At 45.3% G+C, this 24,639-nt stretch carries 25 protein-coding genes, 1 tRNA gene and 1 other RNA gene; 7 read left to right on the forward strand and 20 right to left on the reverse strand.

The genetic code is table 11. The features are described from left to right. Positions 1-6: 6 nt before the first annotated feature. The 15 genes from AC25CA_RS16245 to AC25CA_RS16315 all read right to left on the reverse strand — a co-directional run bounded on the left by AC25CA_RS16245 (position 7) and on the right by AC25CA_RS16315 (position 12,659). Positions 7-336, reverse strand: coding sequence for a cyclic-di-AMP receptor (locus AC25CA_RS16245; RefSeq protein ID WP_486814894.1), 330 nt, complete (start codon positions 334-336; stop codon positions 7-9). Continuing rightward, positions 333-1,025: a dTMP kinase gene (locus AC25CA_RS16250; RefSeq protein WP_486814895.1), complete on the reverse strand. Its 693-nt coding sequence runs from the start codon at positions 1,023-1,025 to the stop codon at positions 333-335. The genes AC25CA_RS16245 and AC25CA_RS16250 overlap by 4 nt, the downstream gene beginning before the upstream one ends. A 21-nt stretch (positions 1,026-1,046) precedes the next feature. Next, entirely contained in the window at positions 1,047-2,813 is a 1,767-nt protein-coding gene (locus AC25CA_RS16255) for a DUF2207 family protein (protein ID WP_486814896.1), read from the reverse strand. 36 nt (positions 2,814-2,849) lie between these two features. Next, positions 2,850-4,211 carry an aminotransferase class I/II-fold pyridoxal phosphate-dependent enzyme gene (locus AC25CA_RS16260; protein ID WP_486814897.1) on the reverse strand — a complete coding sequence of 454 codons (1,362 nt, stop codon included), beginning with the start codon at positions 4,209-4,211 and terminating at the stop codon, positions 2,850-2,852. Continuing rightward, entirely contained in the window at positions 4,211-4,714 is a 504-nt protein-coding gene (locus tag AC25CA_RS16265) for a hypothetical protein (protein ID WP_486814898.1), read from the reverse strand. The genes AC25CA_RS16260 and AC25CA_RS16265 overlap by 1 nt, the downstream gene beginning before the upstream one ends. Then, positions 4,707-5,249, reverse strand: coding sequence for a Fe-S-containing hydro-lyase (locus tag AC25CA_RS16270; RefSeq protein WP_486814899.1), 543 nt, complete (start codon positions 5,247-5,249; stop codon positions 4,707-4,709). The genes AC25CA_RS16265 and AC25CA_RS16270 overlap by 8 nt, the downstream gene beginning before the upstream one ends. 9 nt (positions 5,250-5,258) lie before the next feature. Further along, a complete protein-coding gene (locus AC25CA_RS16275) occupies positions 5,259-6,101 on the reverse strand; it encodes a fumarate hydratase (protein WP_486814900.1) in 843 nt (280 codons plus the stop codon). Continuing rightward, entirely contained in the window at positions 6,061-6,324 is a 264-nt protein-coding gene (locus AC25CA_RS16280; protein ID WP_486814901.1) for a hypothetical protein, read from the reverse strand. The genes AC25CA_RS16275 and AC25CA_RS16280 overlap by 41 nt, the downstream gene beginning before the upstream one ends. Positions 6,325-6,411: 87 nt before the next feature. After that, positions 6,412-7,011: a recombination mediator RecR gene (gene recR, locus AC25CA_RS16285; protein ID WP_486814902.1), complete on the reverse strand. Its 600-nt coding sequence runs from the start codon at positions 7,009-7,011 to the stop codon at positions 6,412-6,414. A 9-nt stretch (positions 7,012-7,020) separates the two neighbouring features. Beyond that, positions 7,021-7,359 carry a YbaB/EbfC family nucleoid-associated protein gene (locus tag AC25CA_RS16290; RefSeq protein WP_486814903.1) on the reverse strand — a complete coding sequence of 113 codons (339 nt, stop codon included), beginning with the start codon at positions 7,357-7,359 and terminating at the stop codon, positions 7,021-7,023. A gap of 12 nt (positions 7,360-7,371) precedes the next feature. Then, entirely contained in the window at positions 7,372-9,018 is a 1,647-nt protein-coding gene (gene dnaX / locus AC25CA_RS16295; RefSeq protein ID WP_486814904.1) for a DNA polymerase III subunit gamma/tau, read from the reverse strand. A gap of 84 nt (positions 9,019-9,102) precedes the next feature. Next, positions 9,103-9,202: signal recognition particle sRNA small type (ffs, locus tag AC25CA_RS16300), an RNA gene on the reverse strand. Positions 9,203-9,245: 43 nt separating this feature from the next. Next, positions 9,246-9,337: transfer RNA gene (locus tag AC25CA_RS16305), tRNA-Ser, on the reverse strand. Between the two features lie 71 nt (positions 9,338-9,408). Then, on the reverse strand, positions 9,409-11,991 hold the full coding sequence (locus AC25CA_RS16310; RefSeq protein WP_486814905.1) for a PEP/pyruvate-binding domain-containing protein: 2,583 nt from the start codon (positions 11,989-11,991) through the stop codon (positions 9,409-9,411). Beyond that, on the reverse strand, positions 11,988-12,659 hold the full coding sequence (locus AC25CA_RS16315; RefSeq protein ID WP_486814906.1) for a TetR/AcrR family transcriptional regulator: 672 nt from the start codon (positions 12,657-12,659) through the stop codon (positions 11,988-11,990). The genes AC25CA_RS16310 and AC25CA_RS16315 overlap by 4 nt, the downstream gene beginning before the upstream one ends. A 248-nt stretch (positions 12,660-12,907) precedes the next feature. Here AC25CA_RS16315 and AC25CA_RS16320 point away from each other — a divergent pair, with 248 nt between their 5' ends. The 3 genes from AC25CA_RS16320 to AC25CA_RS16330 are packed head-to-tail and all read left to right on the forward strand — an operon-like array spanning position 12,908 to position 14,384. Further along, complete coding sequence (locus AC25CA_RS16320; RefSeq protein WP_486814907.1) at positions 12,908-13,396, forward strand: hypothetical protein; 489 nt, start codon at positions 12,908-12,910, stop codon at positions 13,394-13,396. Continuing rightward, positions 13,387-13,917, forward strand: coding sequence for a permease (locus AC25CA_RS16325; protein WP_486814908.1), 531 nt, complete (start codon positions 13,387-13,389; stop codon positions 13,915-13,917). The genes AC25CA_RS16320 and AC25CA_RS16325 overlap by 10 nt, the downstream gene beginning before the upstream one ends. Positions 13,918-13,976: 59 nt before the next feature. After that, positions 13,977-14,384, forward strand: a complete 408-nt coding sequence (locus AC25CA_RS16330; RefSeq protein ID WP_486814909.1) for an NUDIX hydrolase — start codon at positions 13,977-13,979, stop codon at positions 14,382-14,384. 65 nt (positions 14,385-14,449) lie between these two features. Here AC25CA_RS16330 and AC25CA_RS16335 read toward each other — a convergent pair whose 3' ends face one another. Together AC25CA_RS16335 and AC25CA_RS16340 are read right to left on the reverse strand one after the other, a co-directional pair. Beyond that, positions 14,450-14,890, reverse strand: a complete 441-nt coding sequence (locus tag AC25CA_RS16335; protein ID WP_486814910.1) for an ACT domain-containing protein — start codon at positions 14,888-14,890, stop codon at positions 14,450-14,452. An 11-nt stretch (positions 14,891-14,901) separates the two neighbouring features. Beyond that, positions 14,902-16,461: a hypothetical protein gene (locus tag AC25CA_RS16340; protein WP_486814911.1), complete on the reverse strand. Its 1,560-nt coding sequence runs from the start codon at positions 16,459-16,461 to the stop codon at positions 14,902-14,904. Positions 16,462-16,652: 191 nt separating this feature from the next. Between AC25CA_RS16340 and AC25CA_RS16345 the strand changes: the two genes are divergently transcribed. Continuing rightward, on the forward strand, positions 16,653-17,465 hold the full coding sequence (locus AC25CA_RS16345) for an SH3 domain-containing protein (protein ID WP_486814912.1): 813 nt from the start codon (positions 16,653-16,655) through the stop codon (positions 17,463-17,465). Between the two features lie 36 nt (positions 17,466-17,501). Beyond that, positions 17,502-18,083, forward strand: a complete 582-nt coding sequence (locus AC25CA_RS16350) for a flavodoxin family protein (protein WP_486814913.1) — start codon at positions 17,502-17,504, stop codon at positions 18,081-18,083. 68 nt (positions 18,084-18,151) lie between these two features. On the opposite strand, the gene AC25CA_RS16355 is transcribed toward AC25CA_RS16350, so the two are convergent. From AC25CA_RS16355 to pgmB, 3 genes are read right to left on the reverse strand one after another with little or no spacing between them, the layout of a single operon-like run. Then, positions 18,152-18,976, reverse strand: coding sequence for an EamA family transporter (locus AC25CA_RS16355; RefSeq protein ID WP_486814914.1), 825 nt, complete (start codon positions 18,974-18,976; stop codon positions 18,152-18,154). Next, on the reverse strand, positions 18,964-19,833 hold the full coding sequence (locus AC25CA_RS16360) for a hypothetical protein (RefSeq protein ID WP_486814915.1): 870 nt from the start codon (positions 19,831-19,833) through the stop codon (positions 18,964-18,966). The genes AC25CA_RS16355 and AC25CA_RS16360 overlap by 13 nt, the downstream gene beginning before the upstream one ends. Before the next feature lie 25 nt (positions 19,834-19,858). After that, complete coding sequence (gene pgmB / locus AC25CA_RS16365) at positions 19,859-20,515, reverse strand: beta-phosphoglucomutase (RefSeq protein ID WP_486814916.1); 657 nt, start codon at positions 20,513-20,515, stop codon at positions 19,859-19,861. 193 nt (positions 20,516-20,708) lie between these two features. Between pgmB and AC25CA_RS16370 the strand changes: the two genes are divergently transcribed. Then, positions 20,709-22,994 carry a family 65 glycosyl hydrolase domain-containing protein gene (locus tag AC25CA_RS16370; RefSeq protein ID WP_486814917.1) on the forward strand — a complete coding sequence of 762 codons (2,286 nt, stop codon included), beginning with the start codon at positions 20,709-20,711 and terminating at the stop codon, positions 22,992-22,994. 10 nt (positions 22,995-23,004) lie between these two features. Then, positions 23,005-24,612 (forward strand): alpha-glucan family phosphorylase, encoded by a 1,608-nt coding sequence (gene glgP / locus AC25CA_RS16375; RefSeq protein ID WP_486814918.1) that lies wholly within the window; start codon positions 23,005-23,007, stop codon positions 24,610-24,612. Positions 24,613-24,639: the final 27 nt, after the last annotated feature.

Raw genomic sequence — 24,639 nt, forward strand, 5'->3', positions numbered from 1 at the left:
TCCTCGCTAAAACTGCTCAAATTGATCCACATCAAGCACAAAAACGACCGCACCGCCAACCTTGACATCCACCAAATACGGCAAATAAACCCCTGAACCCCATGATGCGCTAGTCGTTGTGTTTCTTGTGACAATTCTTGTCTCACAATTTTCTTTAATCAACGCCAACACTTCCTCCACGCGATCTTTTTTAACTCCCGTCAATAAAGTTGTATTGCCGTCCTTTAAGAATCCGCCCGTCGATGCAAGCCGTGTTACCCCAAATCCGCTCTCTATCAATATGGTCTGTAATGCATGGGCATCTTGATCCTGAACAATCGCAACTATCAATTTCATTCCATCGCCTCCTCAATGATCTCTTCCATTTTTAAATGAACGATAATTTCTTGATGAATTTCTTCTATGCTTTTTAGTCGACCGTCTTCAACACATTGAATGCGGATCCACTTATAGGCTTTCGCCACTTGACACGCTGTTTGATAGGAAGCCACCATATAGGCCTCATCTCGTTCATGTATATCCTTTTCTTGGCTGCCGTCCGCCTTGTTTTTTCGATTTTCCCGCAATCTGTGTGAAACCTCCGGTGGCATATCCAGAAAAAAGATCATCCGCGGCCTTGGCAAACCCATAATTCTATATTCAAAGTCTTCCACCCAGCACAAAAATGCCTTTCGCTGATCAGGATCTTCAATTTTTGCAGCCTGATGAATCATATTCGATGGAATATATCGATCGGCTAAAATAATGGTTCCCGCTTCGTAAGCATCCTTCCAATTGGTTCGAAAACTTGCAAATCGATCCACCGAAAACAATACAGAAGCCGCGTAGGCACTCACATCGGATGGCTTTTCCCCAAAGTCACCAGAAAGATACATTCGTACGGGAGCAGAATATGCTTCGTGGTAGTTTGGAAAAGAAACCGATTCAAATGCTGTCCCAGCAGATTGGAAAAAGGCCTGCAGTAATTGAGTCTGCGTTTCTTTTCCTGCACCATCACTTCCCTCGATGACGATTAAATTTCCCATTGTCTTCACTCCTATTCAACCCTACAAGTCATCTGACTCCAACACCTCTTCAAAGTAAGTGAGAAAAGTCAAAATTTCTTGGGTAAATTCTTCAATTGAAAACGCATTGCTTTCCTCTCCATGATACCAGATTGGCGGCAATAAAAAAATCTCTTTAAAGGGTTTCTTCCACTCATTTAATACCCCCAAACGTTCCGCGTAAGGCAAGCCATAGTAAAATAGGTCCGGTGCCTGCTGAATCATAACCAAAAGCTCCTCTTTCTGCACACCTTGTAAAAACTTTTTATAGCCCTGATATTTTCTCAAACGAACAAGGCCAAAAAGACTCCGTTTTTCCGAGTGCTTGATTAAAAAGTTAATTAAGCCCGCAGATGCAAGAGCCATAAAGAATCCCATTCCCCGGTCCAAATAAATAGAAAAAATCGCCAATAGGCCCAGACCGACGACGCCGATCATCCTTTTTTTTACACTCGCTTCGATCTCAACCCATCGAATCGCTATGGCTTCAACAAGGGTGAAACAAACAGCCACTACGAGGCCAGTCCATCCCCAATGATTGCCTAGGGCCACGCGGATCCAAAAAAACAGAATGGGTAAACTCGCTAAAATGCTTAATGCGATGATATCTTTGGTTTGATGGATTTTGTAAAATGCCTGATTCCCCGAACCATATTGAAGCATCAAATGTGCTTTTATCTCATCAAGATGTCGTGGAAATCGGCCACGTAAGTTTTCAATACGAAGGCTGCTTCCATCCCCATATTCATCAAATAAAAGATGGAAAAACCGGTTCTCATAGGCTGGCATATCCATCGGCGGTTTTCGCTTCAAAATCAAAGTCGCACCTTTTTCGCCATTACCCAGTGGATATTTCGGATAGATATGGATCCACCCCCGATTCGCCCATTCGATCAACATGATGCTGAGATCCCTAGTTTCCACATGATTGGAAAGCAAATAACCAATCTCCGAAGGCGAAGCGTTCCAGGGTGGCTCTTTTCGAATGACTCCCTCTTTTAATTTTTCTTTCAACCAAACCCACCAACCGAAAGCCATTAAAAATATGCCAATCGTGATACTGTAAGCCCAAGACTTTGTATCTTCATAAAAATTCCTGATCAAAATCGCATCGGAAAAAGTCCCTTCCGGCAATTGAATACTCATCGTCAGCACTTCACCCGGTACCAGAAAATATTTGGACCTTCCAAAAACCTGATTGTTCTTCATCGTTAACTGTATGGGATCCCTTCCAGAAACCTCCCCAATTGTAGAATGAATGGTAACCATCTCAGAGGGAACTTGAACCGGCAACTCAATAGAAATATGTACGTGATTGATATAGGTATGCCAATCCGGTGCAATCACTGATAAGGTTAACAAATCCCGATCAGGATCATCATCTTGACTCCCCCGCAGTACATACTGTAAATCAAGCTTTTCCAAGCCCGAAAAATCGCCGCTTTCTTTTTTGATTCTTAAAACAACTTGATCTCGTTTATAAACAGGCTCAATCTCGAGCCCTTGACCTTGAATCTGATCAATTTCAAAATATTGGTCATCCACTCTCAAAGGAATCGTTCTTGTTATATCACCATTTTCCTTATAAAACATCATTTGAACTTGCTCAGTGACTTGAATGCAATGCTCGCGGTCCACAAGGGCACGAATCGCAATTGACTCTACTTCATAGGTATCCGAATCGGCATAAACCGGAACAGGTCCAAAAACAAAAATTAATAGAGTCATTAAAATTGTTATATAGTTGAATTTATTGTTCCAAAATGACATACGAATTCCTCCTTACTCATGGAATTCTTACCCATTTTATTCACAAACAATGGGAATTTTACCATTTTCTCCATATATCTTCCCATTTTCATCCTTTATTCTTCTCAAATAATGCATAATCTCTTCTGTCATGCGTTCACCGGCAAGAATTGCCGGTATTCCCGGTGGATAAGGCGTCAAATTTTCAGCGATAATTTTGCCGACACTTTCCTCCATGACAATCCAGGTACGCTTTGCACGCCTTGCTTCAAGGGTTGTCATCACCCGCTCGGGAATGCCTTGGTCTTCTATTGAAATTGGTCGCTCCATTTGGTGCCGCTTCTTCTCTGGAAGAGACGCCAAAACCTCGATCAAAGCGGTCCAAGCCAATCGTTCCTGGTAGGGAGCACCCATCAAAAGCACATGCTTCCCCTGTTGCCACTCGGGTTCAAGACCTCCAGCCCGCAAGGCTTCATAGAGTTCAGGACCAGAAAACCCACGACCTAAAGCTGAAATTACAAACTTATAGGGATCCTGTTTCTTACCTTCAACAAGTTCAATCCCCGGCAAAGTTCGAATTTTCTTTCGACAGGCCTCAAGGACCAAGAGCTCTTTCGGATCATGCTGTTGGCTCATCCAGGCAATCGCTTCTTCCATACCTAAAAGCAGGAGGTAGGAAGGGGAGCTGGTTTGGGTGCGCCGCAAAGCTTCCCGAATCCACGCTCTTGGCACGACGTCACTTGCTCGATGCAGCAGTGCGGTTTGTGTGGGCGCTGGCAACATTTTGTGGGCGCTTTGCACCACAAGATCTGCACTCATTTCCACAGCCGATGGCGGCAGGGTCGGGAAAAATGAAAAATGCGCCCCATGGGCTTCATCGACAATGCTAATTACCCCATACTCCCGGCAAATCGCTATCAAAGATGGAAGGTCCCAACAGACGCCTTCATAGGTCGGATATATAAAGACCGCAGCCACAGGTTTTTTTTCTTCGATCACCTTTTCAAAGGCCACCGGATCCACCCCTGCCGCCAATCCATTCTGTTCTTGAACCGGCATCAGATAAATCGGTTCCGCACCCGCAAACTCAATCCCATAGTGAATAGATTGATGGGCGTTTCTGGGCACAACAACACGATCCCCTGCTTTCAAAACAGCTAGTAGCGCAGCCTCAAGCCCTCCCGTTGCCCCATTGACCAAATAATAGGTATCCGTCGCCCCAAAAATTTGTGCAGCGCAGATTTGACTTTCCCGCAAGATCCCCGATGGGTTTTGCAGATCATCTGTCTCCGGGATCTCTGTGAAATCCCATTGCAAGGGAAGGAGGAAATCTTGCCTGCCCTTGTGCCCGGGCATATGAAAGCGCATTCGATTTTTCTCAATCACATGGGTGAGCCCCTCTTTTAATGGCCTTTTCATCACTTTGCTCTCCCTGGCAACATCCGTGCCATAACCCGTTCCAACCGAGGGCTATTTTGCAAAATCAATCTTTTTTTACTTTCTCCCACCCGATAATCCAAGGCGTAATGGCTTGCTTTTTTCCATTTCCGAACCAATCGCCGCGGGTGTCGAACAGGCGATTCTCCCGTTTCGTGAATTGGCCCGTAATAGATAATATCCTCAAATTTAACTTGAATGATCGTTGCTCGCCGGCGTTTCCCCCAGCACTTATCCACCTGAAAACACTCTTCCAAAACAATATATTGAAAATAAGATGCCATCTCCCTGATAATCAAAAGAAAGGCTACAATTCCAAAAATAAAGAAGCCCATTCCCCCCAACAAATGATATGAATCCGGCAATCGATTTGAAAGAGGAATCGCCAAATTTACCCCAATCAATAAAATCACCGTCCAGTTGATCAAATGAGTGGTTGGCATAAAAACCTGCTCTTCCAAGATTTTAAAATTTTGATCAGACACAAGGCACCTCTTCTCGCTCGTAAACAGAAGCGCCTGTTGCGTCAACTGCAACAACCACAGGAAAATCCTTTACCTCAAGGGCATGAATGGCTTCAGGGCCCAAATCCGGGTAGGCAATAACCTCCGCGGAAATAATCGCCTGTGCCGCCAAGGCACCCGCACCTCCCAAGGCTGCAAAATACACAGCACCATGCGCTTGAATAGCTTGACGAACTAGGGGCGAACGCCTTCCTTTTCCAATCATGCCAAGCAACCCCTCTTCCAGCAATCGCGGTGTGTAGTCGTCCATGCGATAACTGGTGGTAGGACCAGCTGATCCAATAATCTGTCCCGGACGTGCAGGACTCGGTCCCACATAAAAAATAGTAATCCCATCTAAAGCAATCGGCAGATCCTCTCCCCGTTCAAGGGTTTCCACCAAGCGTCGATGAGCAGCATCCCGCCCTGTAAACATGGGGCCGTTCAAATATACCTTCTCCCCAACCTCAAGGGTTTGAATAACATCCTTGGTCAAGGGCAATTGAATTCGTTTCATAGTTGCCTCCTAAATCACACGCTCGCGATGGCGAGCAACATGGCAATTGATGTTTACACAAACGGGCAATCCCGCAATATGGGTAGGGAACAAGGCCGCATGTACCGCCAAAGCCGTCGTTTTTCCCCCAAAACCCTGGGGGCCGATATCAAGAGCTTCAATCCGTTTCATCAAGTCTTCTTCCAACCCACGCGCTTCTTCTTCCACGGCCGGCTCACCAATGTTTCGAAGCAGTTGTTCCTTGGCAATCAGGCAGGCCTTTTCCATGGTCCCACCCACTCCAACTCCGATCACCAAGGGCGGGCAGGCGTTAGGCCCGGCCATCTTCACCGTATCTACAATAAATTCAAGAACACCTTGACGACCGTCTGATGGCTTCAGCATACCAAGTCTCCCCATATTTTCGCTTCCAAATCCTTTGGGAGCAAAACGAAGACGAATTTGATTGCCTTCAACAACACGGTAATGAATCACCGCCGGGGTATTGTCTTTTGTATTGACCCGGGTAATCGGGCTTTTTACCACCGATTTCCGCAGATATCCTTTTTCATATCCTCGCCGAACCCCTTCGTGAATGGCCTCTTCCAGACTGCCTCCCTTCAGGGCGACCTCCTGTCCCAGATCGACAAAGACCACTGCCATGCCCGTATCCTGACAAATTGGCACCTCAAGTTCCGATGCAACCCGCTCATTCTTGATCAAGTCTTCCAACACCTCTTTTGCTAAAGAATTGGTTTCCGATTCAAGAGCATTTTTCATGGCATCCTGCACATCTTCCGTCAAGGCAAGATTTGCTTCCATGCACATGGCTTCAACGGCCTCTTGTACCTTGGCTACGTTTATTTCTCGCATTTTTTGCCTCCTTTGGCTGGTCTTTATTGGGATAGTCCTTCCACATCTCTTCCTGGATCTCTTTTTTCATTCGTTTATGGTCGCGAATCCGTTTCTTTCGCCGTTTCTGATCTTCCGTATAGGTCTTTTGCTGGCGGATGACATCCTCGCATAAAGAAAAAAAGAGCGCAAGAAAACCAATGCCTATGACTACCAAGAAAAAAATATACGCCACCTGCAACATCTTCCTCACCTTCCTAATATGATTCTATTTAATCACAATCGCCATGGGAAAACAATAAATGGAAAAGGCATGCGAAATTCCGCATGCCTACATTTCTCTTCGATTCTCCAAAGCCTTGGATAAAGTCACCTCATCGGCGAATTCTAAATCACCGCCGACAGGGATCCCATGGGCAATTCGTGTGGTTTTTACACCCAAGGGCTTTAACAACCTACCCAAATACATGGCTGTTGCTTCCCCTTCCACGGTTGGATTTGTCGCTAAAATAACTTCTTCCACCGGCTCTAGACCGATCCGTTTTAAAAGCTCTTGAATACGAATCTCATCGGGTCCAATTCCCTCCATAGGAGAGATATGTCCATGAAGAACATGATACTTCCCCCGATATTCCCGCATCCGTTCCAGAGCCAGAACATCTCGCGGTTGTTCCACAACCAGAATCTTAGACTCATCCCGCTTACTATCCGAGCAAATCGAACAAGGAGACTGCTCTGTCAAATTCATGCAAATATCGCAATACCGTATCGTTTCCTTGGCATGAACAATCGCTTTGGCCAATCCCAAGGCTTCTTCCTGCTCCATATCCAAAACATAATATGCCAATCGCTGCGCTGTTTTCTTTCCAATCCCAGGCAAGCGTGAAAATTCCTGAATCAATTCACCGATCGCTTGCGGAATCCCACTCATCAATCGGTCCTAAAACATGCCCGGCATTCCGCCGGTCACTTTACCCATCTCAGCTGCGACTGCTTCTTCCGCCTTTGTTAAGGCATCGTTCACTGCAACCAAAATTAAATCCTGAATCATTTCAACTTCTTCCGGATCTAAAAGATCAGGATCAATTTTCACATCCAGCAATTGTCTTTTCCCATTTACGCGAATCGTAATCGCGCCGCCACCTGCAGTCGCCTCAAATTCTTTCGTTTCCGCTTCCTGTTGCGCCACTTCCATTTTCTTTTGCATCTGTTGTGCCTGCTTCATTAAAGCATTCATATTCATGCCGCCACCGGGCATTTGTCTACGTCCCTTTGCCATTATAAGCCTCCGCTATTTTATTTTTATTAGATCTTCTCCAAAAAACTCTTTTGCTTTTTCAATCCCCTCGTCCACTCCCTTTGAAGCGGCATGGGGACGAATTTCAGATAATCGCTTGACATCGACATGAATCGGCATCCCCAAGGACTCCTCAATTGCTTGTCGAATAATTGCCAAGTTGGTTGGTTTTGCAACTTCCTTGCGGAAAAATTCATTCTTGTCGTCATAGGCAATGGTCAATCTACCCTTGGTAAAAGCTACCGGCTCCCCCCGATCCATCATCGCATACAAAGACCCACTTCGGAATTTGACGCCCAAAAGGATGTCTTCCCATTGCTGATGCACATCCGTAAAGGAAACCGCTCGCGCTTCCGGCTTTGCCTCTAGCTGATCATAGGTCTGCCCTTCTTCCTGCACACCGCTGCTTTTACTTGCTGGTCTAGCAGGTGATGCTGAGGAAGTGGCTCTTGCAACTGCACCAACAGGTGCAGAAGACGCGGGTTTTGAAAGGGAAAGACCCTCTTCTTCCAAACGACGAACCCGCTCCAACAAGCCTTCCCAGGTTTTCTCATCTGGCTGATTCATCAGTCGAATCAGTCCCGCTTCCAATAAAACACGCGGAGAGGTCGCATAGGCCAATTGACTTTCCAGCCCACTCAATCCAGATAAGTAGCGAAGAATTTCCTCTTGGGGAAAACGCTCCGCTTGAAGACGATATCCCTCAATTTGTTCATCGGTACATTGTAAAAGGTCTTCCAGATCCGTAGACACCTTCACAATCATCAGATTTCGAAAAACATGAACCAATTCCCGCGTAAACTGTCGAAGATCCTTGCCCTTCATAATCATGGTGTCAATCACAGACAAAACCCGTCTGGCATCTCTTTCCCAAAGGGCTTGAATCAGTTCAAACAAGACCTCTTCCTGTACCGATCCCAAAACCGATACAACGTCTTCCACCTCAATTATGCCTTCATTGGCCGCCGTACACTGATCCAAAATACTCAAGGCATCACGCATGGCCCCTTCGGAATTTCGACCGATTAATCGCAGGGCAGCCGGACTCGCTTGGCGATTCATCTTGCTTAAAATCTCGCCCATATTGGCTGCCATATCTTCCACGGACAGGCGATGAAATTCATATCGCTGACACCTGGAAATAATGGTCGCAGGCAATTTCTGCGGTTCTGTTGTTGCCAAAATAAAGACAAGATGGGACGGCGGTTCTTCCAGCGTTTTTAAAAGCGCATTGAAGGCACCCTTTGAAAGCATGTGAACCTCATCAATAATATAAACCTTCTTTGCCGCTTTTGTCGGCAAGTATTTCACTTTTTCTTTTAACTCCCGGATATCTTCCACGCTATTATTGGATGCGGCATCCATTTCTACAACATCATAAATACTTTCTTCCAACAATCCCTTACAGATCTCGCACTCATTGCAGGGGTTACCGTCAACAGGATGCAAACAATTGACCGCGCGCGACAAAATTTTTGCCGTTGAGGTTTTCCCTGTTCCCCGTGTACCAGAAAACAAATAAGCGTGGGCTGCGTTACCAGCCTTTACCTGATTTTTCAAAACTCGCGTGATATGACTCTGTCCGTACACGTCTTCAAAGGTGGTCGGACGATATTTTCGATAAATTGCCTGATAACTCATGAGACACCTCTTTCATTCATCTTCCCCTATTATACCAAAATCCCGGTCGAGTTTCGACCGGGATTGACAAAAAGCCGCATGGAGATCGAGCAGGCGTCCTTGCAACACATAAAAGGCTTCCCTTATCGCTGCTACCTTCCGGTCCTGACGAGGTTCGAGAACTTTCATTGCGCAAGACCCGCTCGATCTCCATACGGCTTTTATTTTTGGGTTACCCCGTTTTTATCTGGCGGAAAGGGAGGGATTCGAACCCTCGTGACGGTATTACCGCCAACACGCTTTCCAGGCGTGCGCCTTAAGCCAACTCAGCCACCTTTCCATAATAGCCTGCAAAAGGTATTATACTTGCTGACCTGAAAAATGTCAAACCCCAAATCCTCCCACTTGTGTCTAGATGCTTGGTTCAATCAATTGAACGCTTCCCTTCTCTCCATTCACGCGAACCCGTTGGCCATCTTTCAATACCGCTGTAGCCGACGAAATACCGACAACCGCTGGCAATCCGTACTCTCTTGCTACAATACCACCATGACTCATGGGGCCCCCATATTCCAATATCAATGCGCCCGCCACAGCGAAAAGCGGGGTCCAGGCCGGATTGGTACTTTCCGTCACCATAATTTCGCCCTCTTGAAGGTCTGTCGTCCTCGGATCAAAAACTACCCGTACAATCCCTTCATAGGTGCCGGCAGACAATGGCATGCCTTGCAAGGTCTTTGCATGGGGATCAATGGTTGTTGCCGTATAAACCGCATGGCCGTTATTTACAAGCATTCTTGGGATCGCAGTTCGCCTCATCTCTTTGTTATAGACTGCTTTGTTTGACTCAACTAGCTCCTTCAAGTCTCTGCCCGCCGTAATTTGCTTTTTGTAAAGGAAGAAAATATCTTCGGGCTCGTCGAGTTGTCCCGCCGCCGCAAGCTCATCACCCATGCTTAGAACAGCATTCCTACTCAATTCTAAAAACCGAACAATATCAGACTTTGGATATTCCCTCATGGCCGCACCATAACGATAATGAACCATCTGCATTCTAAATTTTTCCGCTCTTCTTTTTCCAATCTTTTCAATCAGAGCATCGGCAACCTCCTCGATCATCAACTCTGCTTGCCGACGCTTCTTCTTATGGTCTGCCAAGTTTCTTTTATACATGCCGTCCTTCATATAGGTTTCAACCAGTCCCAGCAGAAAACTCGGATCTTCGCGCCAGCGTTTGGTGCCAAAATCCAATTCGAGGTTTGCCCGATGTCCGTATTCTTCAAGAATTTTCTGAAACTCCGGATCATTCACACGGGGTTTCAACTCCTGTTCCACGCAAATTTTCGCATACTCATTCAACCGAATCGTCATGGTTTGAGTAAAACATCCCGGCAGGGACTGTGCTAAAGTTTCCACCTTATAATCGCTAGCAAAGTGCTTAGCAAGGACTTTTTCAATTTTGATGTAATTGTTGGCATCCATACAATAGCTTGCCTGCAGCTGGGACAGTTTAAATGCTTCGACAAGATTCTCAACAGCAAAGTTCAATCGCTCCTCCAAAGTCACTGCTTGTTCATATCTTTTCAATGCGCTCTCATACCACCGATTTCCTTCCTCTTTCATGGCCGCATACCGGTTTTCATGGGGAATCTTTGAAACCATCCTAACGGTAGCCGCCATCTTGACTCCATAGCCGATAAACCCGAATGGGAACCTGAAGCGAATGCCCTGATGCTTGAATTGTTTTCCGTAGTTTTTCATCAAGCTGGTGATTACGCCTTCTAGAGGCAGATCGTTACCGGAAAAAGCCTTGGCAAATTGCTTGGTCACAAAACCACTAGACAAAAGAACAGTCATATCGACAAAAATACGGTTTCCAGCATGACCAACAAAATCATTGGTCAAAGGCTTTTTTTGTCGATTGGTCATCACATTAATAATGGTTGGAAACATATGACTCATCAGGTCATAACCCAAATTCGTAAATGGCTCTTTCATACCAAAGAGCACCGTGCTCGCACTCAAATAAGCCCTGATCTTTCCATCCTGCTTTAGTTTGTCGATAGGAAAGAGGGTCGTGATATGACGAGACTGTAGAATATACAAGACATTTTGATCATCAAAGGCAAATTCTATGTCCTGCGGTCTGCCAAAAAGAGCCTCAATTTGTTCTGCTGCCTCAGCCAATCGGCCAATCTGTTCTTCATTCAACGACGAGAGATTTGCCTCCTGATCACCAAGAACTAGCCAATCAATACCGGTTCCCTTCGCCACAAGCTTTCTACTTTTTCTGCTGATGCTCCGGTCCACAACCACTTTGGTATGCCGATCGACCGTGTACTGATCTGGATTCAATTGGCCACTTACAACGGCTTCTCCAAGACCGAAGGAAGCATTAATCACCAACTGATGCCTGATGCCATTCATGGGATTGGCCGTAAAGGCAACACCCGATACCGCGGCCTTCACCATCTTTTGTACAACAACCGCATGGGAAAAATCTGCCGTGACTTGATTTTTCAAGCGGTACTCCATGGCTCTTTCGTTCCACAAGGACCGCCAACATTCAATAACTTTTTGAGCCAGCTGGTCTTGTGCAACATTCAAATAGGTGGAATACTGACCCGCAAAACTCATACCTGGAAGATCTTCTGCCGTAGAACTGCTTCTAACTGCCACTCTTCCCTCACCCTTTCTTGCAAATTCGGCAAATGCTCCCATAAGGGAATCTAGAAAGTTTCGAGATAATTTTTCTACGCCAAACAAAGCTTGAATGGCTGCCGACTGTTCAAAAATGGGCATATCAGACGTCAAAATCCCATCAATGGATTCATTCAGATGATTGGCTTCTACATACTCATCATAGACCGATGTAGGAATGACAAACCCATCTGGCACCGCAATGCCGTGAGCAAGCATACGCGCCAGATGGGCGCCCTTGCCTCCAGCCAAATGGAAATCTTCTACTTTGATCTCTTTCAGCCATTTAATCATAGACTCCCGCCTTTCATCTCTCGTTTCATAGCCGCAAGATACGCCCTGCCCATGGGCTCCAATTCAATCACCTTGGACCCGAAACCCAATTGCTGATTAATCAAATGTTCATTGAATTGAAGGGTGCGAAAAAAAACCGTTTCATCTTTTGCCGGATCCATCAAAGCCTTTCTAGCCATCTGTTGAAAGAGTATGACCTCTCTCCCCCACAGGGCTGCCAGTTCAGCTGGATAGGCCACCTGAAAAATCCCCTCTTTAACACCTTGATTGATCAAGTCATGGTAATACCTGGCCGTCTCCCGCTCAAATCGGTCTCCCATTCGCATCAGTACAAGATGATTATCCTTAAAGGTATATAGATTCTTGATTTTATCCCAGTCCTTTACGGATTCCACCTTAAGACGATTCAAACGATAAAAGGACTCCATGAATTTCTCCACAACAGATAGCTTGTCATCTTTCAAAATCTCTTCATAATGCTTCTGAATCTGGTCAACATAGTTAAAACTAATGGTCTCTAGAATCTCTTCCTTTGATTTAAAATGATGATAAAACCCACCCTTGGAAGCCCCAGCTCGATCAATAATCTCTGCCACAGATGTCTTTTCATATCCCTTCTCACCAAATAATTCATAGGCTGCATCCACGATTTTTTCTTTTAATGTCATTAATTCACCCCATTCATCAAACAAACCGACGGTCGGTCTGTTTTTTCTTTTACTCTATCATTGATTTGAGCAAGCGTCAATTTTTCTAAGCCATAATCGTTAGAATTCTTTTCTACAAAATCTTTGTATAAGAAATTCTTCGCCTGGCAAAGCAAACTCCTTGACAAAGTCATATTCCAATTCTAGAATATGACCATGGTAGCTTCAGTTTTTCTCTGTTGACCAACTATGAATAAGGATGTGTTACTTTGAATATCAGTTTATATGTGATTACCCTCCTGCTTTTGGGGGCTTCCACATGGCGAGACAAAATGAAAACCAAAAAAGCCTGTAAAAAAGCATGGAAAGCCTTTGAAAATATTATGCCTCAATTTTTAGGCGTTATTGTTTTGGTCGGCATGATGATGGCGGTCTTCGATGCCGCCTTTATTTCCAGATTGATCGGCGATCAGTCCGGTCCCCTTGGTCTTGTTCTTTCCGCCCTTGTGGGTTCTATCACGCTCATCCCGGGATTTGTCGCATTTCCTACGGCTGCCATCCTTTTATCCAATGGGGCAGGCCATATGCAAATTGCAGCCTTTGTCTCCACCCTAATGATGGTCGGCGTGGTCACCCTGCCGGTTGAGATTCAGTACTTCGGTAAAAAAATAGCCTGGAGCAGAAATATCCTGGCCTTTCTTTTCTCATTTATTGTGGCCGTACTTGTTGGAAAGGTGGCTGGTGGAATATGGCTATAGTTAAACGATATCATTTTTTTCTCATCACATGCATGGCCTTTGTTCTTCTCTGGATCATCAATCAAGAACTGGGCATGAAAGCCCTGCAGGTTACTGGTTATTCCCTAAAAGAAATGATCCTCGTCATTCCACCCATTTTTGTTCTTTTGGGTTTGCTGGATGTTTGGGTTCCTCGAGAAACAATGATCAAATATATGGGTGATCATTCCGGTGTAAGGGGTGTTGTTCTAGCCTTCCTTATTGGGTCCGCAGCAGCGGGACCTCTATACGGCGCCTTTCCCGTCGCAGCGGTTTTTATGAAAAAGGGTGTAAAATTCAGCAATGTGCTGATCTTTATCGGCGCATGGTCAACCACCAAGATTCCTATGTTTCTCTTTGAGTTGTCTGCCTTGGGTGCACGTTTCGCACTTACTCGATTACTCGTTGATATTCCCGGCATTCTACTCATGTCGATAATTTTATCCAAACAGCTCTCAAAAAAGGACATTCAAGTTTTATATAACAAAGCAGAAAACCTGTAGAAAAGTTGCCAAATCTAGGATTTCCTGTAGAATAAAAGAAAGAAGAAAGGAGATCCGCCATGTTCACTGCGTGCACTGCCATTATTGTTTTGAAAGGAAATTTGGTGCTCTTGGGCTATCGTTCTGATGGACAAGGGTGGTCTTTTGCTGGAGGAAAACAAGAGCCCGAAGAAGACTTGGAAGCCTGTGCGAAACGGGAACTGCATGAAGAATTCGGTCTCCTAGCAAGCCGATTGGAACCCTTAGGTCGAATTCATTCTTCAAGCCTTGTCCACGGCGTTCTTTTAACTGTCCACCCCATGGTTTACCTTTGCCGCGAATACACCGGCACGATCAAAATGCGTATTGAGGAAATGCTGGATTTTCAATGGGTCTCACTGGATCAGGCTGATCAGATCCCGGATCTCTATCCCCCAACCCAAGAAGCCTTGCACACCTATACCGAACTTATACAAAAAAGATGTTGATCAATTTTTGATCAACATCTTTTTAACGCCATTCATTTTCCTTATGTTTTATCGCTTGCTTGTACTTAATAGCCCAAAGCAATCAATTCAAGTCTTGTAATTCCTTCTACTTCCTTCAATTCATCAATAAAATCCGCCAATTCTCCTCGAAGATTGGTCATATCGAAGGTAATACTGACATTGGCAAATTCATTGATCGGAATATCCTGATGAATCGTCAAGACATTTCCCCCTTGTCGCGCAATGGAGTCTAGAACATAGGACAACAAGCCCACTTGATGCATCAACAAAAATGTAATAGTTACCTTTTTCCCGCGCTTAGCTTCCGACAAACGATACACATGCTCATGATATTTATAGTAGGTACTCCGACTGATTCCCACCTGCTTGACCGCATCACTGATGCCACGCGCCTTTCCGGTTCGAATCATTTCATCCGCCTCTACCACCTTAACATAAATTTCCGGTAAAATTTCCTTGCTGATAACCAAATAACGATTCGGCATCCCGCTCCTCCTTATTGTCTTTCCTCATAATCAATAATCAGCAAGCCCTTCCATTCATAAGGACGCACTTGCGTTGGCTTATCAAAGGTAAATACCAAGGTTCCTGATTTTTCATCCACCTCAATATTTTTGATGATTGCACTAAATCGCGTGTAATCCGCAATTTCCATCTTATCTAGCTCACTGTCCACTTTCACCGTCATCTTTTGATTGTCCTCCGACAACCACAATTGGAAGGAAGGAGCATCCACACCTTGATCCACCTTTGCTTCTGCAGAGGTAAACACCATTTTTTCAAATCCTTCTCGCTGAATGCCAAATTTCAATGTTAACATGGAATAGGAACTTCCGTCCTCTGATTCATAGCTAAATCCACCAGACTGGATAAATCCATTCTCCGTTTCCTTTTCGACTTGAGGCGTCTCAGACAAGTCCACCTCAGGTTCCTCGACCACCGGCTCTTCGACAATTACCTCACCAACAGGCAGATCTGAATGATCTTCGACAGTTTGAATCGGCATTTGTCCCTCTGCAATCCGCGCATTAGACAATTGAAGCAAATAATCTTCGGCGTCAAAAACCCATTGCCCGTCTTGATATCGCCAGAGGGTTTCAGCTAAAGCCTTCTTCAACACCGGATCTACGCTATTCATTTGAATTTTTACAAGCGCTCGAATCGGCTGACTGTCCACCTCTTCGATGGATAGCTCCGAAATCCCAATATACTGCAATTCCTGCACCAACTCAAAACTGGTCTTTAAATCAATCAAGGCATTAATTGCATCCCGATTCAACTCATAATTTTGTGGATCATCCATAGTTGTCATAGAGAAAAAACTTGTCATGCTTTCTGCTTCAATGACCTTGGCTGTGGAAAAGAATAGTTCGATTCGAGTCCGCAAGAGCGCTTCCGGCTCTTGAATATCCACGGCCTCCGAACGATCAAATTTCGGTAAGATATCCGCAATATTCCCCCGGAAAAACCACATGCTTATACCACACAAAACAATGGCAAAAATTAATATCCATTTTCCCATTGATCGCTTGGGCTGCTGTCGGCGACGACGATGATAATGCACCTCACCATTGTTTTTTTTCACGCCTAAGACGGCCTGTTCGTGGATCCATTCCCGTCGATCCTGGGGCAATCCTGATTTAATCTGCTTTAACTCCTCTAATTGTTCCTGTAAAGAATCTTCCAATGGGGTTCGCACCGGGAGAGACTCATTCTGACTTTCCTCTTCTTCAAAATTCGGTATGGATTCACGTATAGATTCCTTCGGAGAATCTTGCAAAGCATTCAGAATAACTTCCGGCTGCAGTTCGCGTACGCGTTCCACCTCCATCTCCAATTCCTCCAGATTTTCTTCCTCAATTACAGGATCCGTTCTGGTTTCCTTCGGCTGATCTTCAACCGGCTCATCCCCTTCAAGTTCCATATCCTCAGCTTCCAATTCCGCATGAAGCACCGCCTCGAATTCTCGAAGCGCCTCTTCATCAATATCCAGTTGTTTTTCCCCTTTATCCTTGCTTCGATCCCAAAAATGAAACCTTGATTTTTTTTCTGTCATCTTTCCACCTCCGAGATGGATTTATTCTATTTTAGTTTACCACATTCTCCTTTTCCCTACACTATGAAAGAATAACTTTTCACACATTTATTGAAAATTTAACCAACTCTTTCTCTCCTAAACAATCGATTATTCAGACAATTTATGATATAATAAAACGGATGAAAAAACCGGACAAAAGGGGGCTAATCGTGTACTATCTCTTTTATGACAAGGAATCGAATCGATTGAAAAATTACTATAAACTTTTGGGAATTCCCCGTAATTCCAATGAATCAATCATCCACAAACGATTTGCCGCTCTTCATGAAGAAGGCAAGACAAATGAGTTGATTGAAGAAGCCTATGCTGTTCTTTCCGCTCCAGAAGACCGAGATCGATACAACCGAGTTTATGATCGATACAATTGGAATTATGGCATACAAAAAAATACCCTCTATGAAAATGCAAAGCCCAAGAATCAAAATCGATCCATCTTTATCATACTTCTATTTGTTTTAATCGGCTTTTTAGCCATCGCTTTCTTCTTTCTCCGTACGCCAGATGTAGAAACACCGCCTGCAACCATGGAAGAAGCTGCTGAACCACAGATTGAGCTCGTGGACAAATCTGAGACCAGTGTCTCTGATAAACGCGATCAAGCTGAGCCCTTGGATCAAATAGAATCCGATGCAGAGACATCGACAGAAAACAGCGAGATGGATTCATCTCCCTCAGGCGATTCCGCCGAATCCCCCTTAGCCTTATCTATTTCCGATGAACTTCTGACAAAATACCCAACAATGGAAACATATAATGACATCAACAATACCTATCCACAGGCGCAAGTGACAGCTGGTGTCAACTTTCGAGATGCGCCCGCCATGAGTTCAAGAATTCTCTCATCTGTTGACACAGATGAAACCTTCCGTGTACTGGGCAAGGTCGATGGATGGTCCTATATCTATCGAGAAAGCGAGGGCTACGGTTGGATCGGTGGAAAATATATTCGCTTTACTCAATAACCCGGATTGCTCCGGGCTTTTTTTAGGAGGAGAATCATGAAAATTGGATTATTTGTTCATAGCGTATCTGGAAACACCTATCTGCTGGCACGCATGCTAGAGACCGCCTTTCAAAATCTAGGACAAGAGGCAACCCTCTATCGGGTTTCCGATCCAGACGGACAGACCCTAGTCGATGAATTTAATTTAGATGCAGACCTTTACCGCGAGTATCTTCGGCTTCCGGAAGCAAGGGCCCATGATCTGATGCCTTGCGACCACCTGGTCTTCGCTTCTCCCACCTATTTTGGCAATGTCTCTGCGGAGATGAAGACGCTCTTCGATGCCTCAGCCATTTTTTGGACAGAAGCCATGCTTGCAGGCAAAACCTGCTCGGCCCTTTCCACTGCCGGAACCCCCGAAGGGGGCGCTGATCAAGCACTAAAAGCCATCCATACCTTTGCGCAACATATGGGAATCATATCCATTCCGCTTCCCTGCAACCTAGTTCCCGGCATGGATATTCCCGCCTACGGATTGAAACACTACACGGGTGCTGACGGCAGCATTCGGCCCGGCAAGGCACAAGCCATTCAAGCAAAAGCGATGGCAAAATGGATTGTTAAACAATCTCGATAAGAATGAAATCACAAAAAGCAGAGCCTAGGCTCTGCTTTTTCTATATCTGTTTTTTGCGTACGCAAGGCTTATCGATTCATCAAATAGATGGCAAGCAGAGACAAAGCTGCTGCCTGCCACTGCATGCGAGTCAATCGTTCCCGATAAAAGCCCACGCTTCCCAAATAGATCAGCAGCATGCTTCCCACCCCAAATGACGGGAAAACCACCGCAGCCGATAAAGATGCCAAGGCCTGAATCAAAAAGAAGGATGAAAATATATTGGTAACCCCAATCCCAAGGCCCCATGCCCAAATAACAGCTTCCGGTCTTTTTTGGGCAAGACTCTTGACCAAACTGAAAAGAAGCGCAGTTCCAAAAACAGTAGCCAGCCAAAGGGGACGCAAGGAAAGGGAATACGCAGCTTCAAATCCCTTGTTCATAAACTCCGCCATGCCATTGAGAACAAGCAGCATCAAGAGGGGAACCACCCATTCAAATTTTCCTTTTTCCGTTCGATTGGCAATGCCAATGGCTAAGATTGCCAAAGCGATTCCCACACTCTGAAGAGTGGTCGGCCATTCTCGAAATATCGCCAGGGATAAAACCACTGGCAACAAGATGCCCAACTTCCCATAAAAGCCCGTCAAAGAGGCCCCATAGTCTCGCACATTCTTCTGATACAACAAGAAGGATTCAAAAAACAAAAATCCTGTGAATCCCGCCATGGCAAAAAAAGAAAACGATGGCCATTGTTGGGGCGGCGACTGAATGACCATCCAGATGCCAACCCCCGTTGCAACAACATAGTTGGCCGAGGTTACCCAAAATCGATTCAAATTTCGTTTTTCTGTTTCCTTAAAGAAAAAAGCTAGCGATGCACTACAGACCATCGCAATCATCAATGCGCCCATACATTCCTCCCATAGATCTTCACATGCTGTAAAAATTGCCTGTCAGTTTCCTCAATTAAAGCTTCATCCTTTGCAAACACATAGAGAAACACACTTGATTCCCATTCTGGAAAGTGTTTTACATAGATCCTACCCTTCAAAATTAAGGGAGGAAAGTCCTCTTCCACATGCTTTGGCGGAGGACCGTATTGCAAATCATTTTGATTCCAGCCTTTTTTTGCGTGAATTACGGATCTCGTCTCGATCCTTGTATCCAATCGGATCCACCCAGCAAGTGGATGATCCTCTGCGAGTGAATGGTCACCCATTAGAGAAAATGCCCCCCCGACTTTCGATTCCTCAATGGAAGTAATCTTTGTTTTTGCCAATTCTTTGGGACAACCCAGCCCCCGCAATACCAGAACCTCTAAATCATAGAGTGGAATCATGGACAGCTCACTTGGGTCAAGCTCACCCCTTGCTGTAAATCCAAAGGGGATTTCATCGCCCTCCCGGGTCACCGCATAAGCACCGTAATAGGCCATTTCATAGGCCGAAGTGGCGTCATAAAGACGAGATCGCCCTTCTGAGAAACTTCCAAAATTATAAAGAATCGTCGCTGAAATCGGATGCTCTGCCGATTCAAAGGCCGTGGTATGAAAAATTTTCATGCTCGGGCTCCAATCCTCTTGGAACGTAGCGTTCCCGCCGGGCATGACCAGTTGAAAACCCTTGTTGCGCATGACACTATCTCGATAAGCCAGGAAACTTGCTGGCCTCATAATGATTTCACTTCGAAAACCTGGCACAAAAAAGAAGCCAAGCAAAAACAAGCTGACCACAATCAGCATTTTTTTTCTTCGCTTCTTCGTATTCATGATCCTTCCCCCTCGATGATTGACTCTATCTACCATCATAAAGGATTTCGTCATTAATTTCATCCAGAGATCCTAAAATCCAATCCGCAAGAAGCAAGTTTTCTTGATTTCCGATGCCAACAACATGCATATTTGCTCGTTTGGCAGCTTCAACACCGGCAGGCGCGTCCTCAAAAACAAGACAGTCTGCTGGATTCACTCCGACACTTTTAGCTGCTAAAAGAAAAACTTCCGGATCCGGTTTTGCTCGACTTACCTTGGTACCGTCAATGCGAGCGTCGAAATAGTCTCCAATTTCCAGTCGATTCAAAATTCGTTCCGCATTCTTGCTAGCCGATCCTAAAGCGATTTTCACCCCGTCTGCTCTTAATTGACGCAAAAGACCTTCTGCGCCCGGGAGCAATTCCTCGCGGGTCAACTGGTCGATCATCTCCACATACCATGCATTTTTCTCTTCCGCCAGTATTAGCTTTTCAGTCTCTGGGAGCCTTCTTTTTCCCAAGGAAAGCAGAATGTCCAAAGAGGCCATCCGACTAACCCCTTTCAACCGCTCATTATCCTCCAGTGTAAAAGAAATCCCTAACTCCTCTGCAAGGCGTTTCCATGCCAAATAATGGTATTTTGCTGTATCTACAATCACGCCATCCAGGTCAAAAATGACCGCTTTCCAACGATTACCCATCTAATCCTCCTTTTTTAAAAAAATATTTGTACCTCAGGCAAACCTTTGCTATAATTAAGTTATGCAATCGGTTGCATTATTAGTTTATCATATTTGCATCAGGATTGAAACGACATCTTTGACCTTAAATTCTAACAGATAAAAACCCGAATAAATTTTATGCATTCACAAATACTAGGAAGGTTGTGACCCTATGAAACAAAGAATTCAAGCGGATCCATGGAAGATTATCGAAGATGGATTCCACCCAAAAGAAAATCGATTTTACGAAAGTGTGATGAGCCTTGGAAATGGACATATGGGTATGCGAGGGAATTTCGAGGAAGGCTACTCTGGTGACAGTCTTTCAGGCACCTACCTGGCAGGGGTTTACTACCCCGATAAAACAAGAGTTGGCTGGTGGAAGAATGGATATCCCGAATATTTCGCCAAGGTATTGAATGCTGTTAATTTCCTTTCTACCCCCATGAAACTCAATGGCGTTTCGGTCGATCTTGCCCAAGACGAGTTTTCCGACTTTAAACGGGTCCTCAATATGCAAACGGGTATTCTAACACGAAGTTTTACCATTACCCGGCCTGAAGGAAAAGTGAAATTCATCATCGAACGCTTTGTCAGTAGCGACAACCGTGAGATTGCCGCCATTCGTTTTACCGTGGAAGCGATTGAAGGAAACCATACGCTCGAATGGACACCTAGCCTCGATCAAAATGTTCAAAATGAAGACTCCAATTATGATGAGGTCTTCTGGAATTCCCTGGAAGCAGAAGCAGAAAACGGCAACTGCTTTGTTATGGCTACCACCAAAAAAACACAATTCGTTGTGGGTGCAGCCATGACGGCAAATGCAAACGGCGCAACCTTAATCGAGGAAACCGCCCACCTGCAGTTGGCAAGCCTCCAATATACAATCACTTTGCAAGCAGGCCATCCCATTATCCTCGATAAAATCGTTTCTGTTTTAACAAATCGTGACCACAAAACTGCTCAGATTAAAGCCTTGGCTTATCAGACCCTAGCTCAGGCGAAAGAAGCGGGATATGATCATTTGCGAGATGCCCATATGCGGACCTGGGCAGCCATCTGGCAGGAAAGCGATATTGAAATCACGGGTGACGATGCCGCTCAACAAGGCATTCGATTTAATCTCTTTCATTTGAAGCAGACTTACAACGGGCTGGATCCGAGACTCAATATTGGACCCAAGGGATTTACCGGCGAAAAATACGGCGGCAGCACCTATTGGGATACAGAAGCCTTTTGTATTCCCGTCTTCTTATCGACTGCAAAACCAGAAATCGCAAAAAATCTTTTGCTCTATCGCCATCAACACTTGGAAAAAGCCATCGAAAACGCAAGTAAGCTCGGTTTAAAGGGTGCGCTCTATCCCATGGTGACCATGAATGGAGAAGAATGCCACAATGAATGGGAAATCACCTTTGAAGAGATCCATCGAAATGCTGCTATTGCATACGCTATCTATCAATACGTCCTCTATACAGGGGACCGCGACTACCTCTTGAGTCATGGTCTCGATGTTTTAATTGAAATCAGTCGCTTCTGGGCAAATCGCGTCAACTGGTCTCAAGCCAAGCAGGCCTATGTACTCTTAGGTGTCACGGGACCCAATGAGTATGATAACAACGTCAACAACAATTGGTACACCAATCGCATGGCAAAATGGACCCTTAGCTACACAAGGGAAACCATAGAAAAATATCGTTATTCCGATGCTAAAAAAACACGTGCAATTCTCGACCGCCATCACGTATTATCAGAAGAACTGATTCAATGGTTGGATGTAGAAAGCAAGTTCTATGAACCAAAAGACCAAGCCCTAGGCATATTCTTGCAACAGGACGGCTATCTAGACAAGGAACAACGCATGGCCGCAGATTTGGACCCGGCGGAACGGCCTTTAAACCAGAACTGGTCTTGGGACCGAATCCTTCGTTCCTGCTTTATCAAGCAGGCCGATGTATTGCAGGGACTCTTTGTTCTCGGCGATCACTATTCAATAGAAACAAAGAAAAGAAACTTTGATTTTTACGAACCCCGTACGGTTCACGAATCTTCTCTTTCTCCTTGTGTACACAGCATCTTGGCTACAGAATTAGGTAAAACAGAAAAGGCGATGGAAATGTTTCATAGAGCTGCCCGCCTCGATCTGGATGATTACAATAACGATACAGATGACGGCCTGCATATCACCAGCATGGGCGGCACATGGATGAATATGGTCTATGGATTCGGTGGACTTCGCATCAAAGAAAACGGTCTTTATCTAACACCTGTTCTACCCAAAGAATGGAATGGGTATTCCTTTATTCTCAGATATCGCGGAAGCAAGGTCAAGGTCACTCGAAGGCAAGATGAACTGACCGTTAACCTACTGGAAGGAAAGCCGCTTCATCTGCGCATATGGGGAAAAGACGAATACTGCGATATAGACGGGATCACCATTCCCATCGTTTCTTAGGAGGAATCTTATGAATAAACAAGTAGCTTACTTTTGCATGGAGTATGGATTAAGCTCCAGTTTCAAACAATACGCTGGCGGTCTTGGCATTCTTGCCGGAGACCACTTAAAAGGTGCCCACGACTTGAAATTACCTCTAGTAGCAGTCGGACTCTTATGGAAACAAGGCTACACCGATCAATATATCCAAGACGACGGCACCCCTTATGACAGCTATGTCAATCGCCATTACGACTTTCTAGAGGACACGGGCGTAATCGTCAAAGTGAAAATCCGCCAGCGCGATGTCGCATGCAAGGTCTGGAAATGCGAGGCCTTTGGCAATGCGCCCCTCTACCTGTTAGACACGGACCTCGAAGAGAACACGGGTGCCGATCGTTGGATTACCGGTCAACTCTATGGTTGGTTTGGCGAAGAGCGAATTGCCCAAGAAATGGTTTTGGGAATTGGCGGGGTTCGCGCCCTTCGCGCCTTAGGATTTACCCCCGATGTTGTCCACTTCAATGAAGGCCACGCCCTCTTCGCTGGGTTCGAATTGCTTCGCGAAAAAATGGACACCGGCATGACCTTTGAAGAAGCCAAAGCCGCCATCAAACCTCAGGTGGTCTTCACGACTCACACGCCAATTGTAGAAGGCAACGAAGCCCATGAACTGGATCGTCTGCTCTATATGGGCGCAAATAATGGCCTTACTCTTGAGCAATTGGTTTCCCTAGGTGGCGCGCCCTTTAATATGACCGTTGCCGCTCTTCGTCTTGCGAAAAAAGCCAATGCGGTTGCCGCTCTTCATGCGGAGACCGCCAATATGATGTGGACCCATATCGAAGACCGATGTGAGATCATCGGCATTACCAATGCCATTCACCGCCCTACATGGGTGGATCAAAATATGTTGAATTCCCTTGAGGATCCTCAAGCGCTTTGGACACATCATCAAACCAACAAACTCGCTTTGATAAAAATGGTAGAAGAACGAAACGGCGTTTCTCTAAATCCTGACAGCTTATTAATCGGATTTTCACGCCGAGCCGCCCCTTATAAACGCAGCGATTTTATCTTCTCGGACCTGGATATCATCGAGCCACTTCTAAAAAATGGCCATTTGCAAATTATCTTCTCGGGCAAGGCGCACCCTCTGGATGACAATGGCAAAGAAATTGTGACACGCATCGTTGCCATGGCAAGAAAGTATCCTCATGCTGTTGTATTCTTAGAGAACTATGATATGACCATCGGCGCTGCCCTAACACGAGGCTCTGACATATGGCTCAACAACCCAAGACGGCCGAAAGAAGCCAGCGGCACCTCTGGTATGAAGGCGGCCATGAACGGGGTTTTAAACTTCTCCATTTTGGATGGCTGGTGGCCAGAAGCTTGTCAACACGGCGTCAATGGCTGGCAATTTGGCGATGCTTTTGAATCGGATGATGTAGAAGAGCAGGATGCCCACGATTTAACCGAACTCTACCGCGTTCTTCGAAAAGAAGTCCTTCCAACCTATTATCAAGATCGCGGACATTGGATTCATATGATGCAGGAGAGCATTCGGTCCACCCAAGACTATTTTGCAACAGACCGCATGCTGAAAGAATACTACGAGAACCTTTACAACGTGTAATTCTTCCTCAAAAAAATGCTAGCCCCC

It is taken from the genome of Gottschalkiaceae bacterium SANA, from assembly GCA_036323355.1.
Classification (GTDB): Bacteria; Bacillota; Clostridia; order Tissierellales; family GPF-1; genus GPF-1.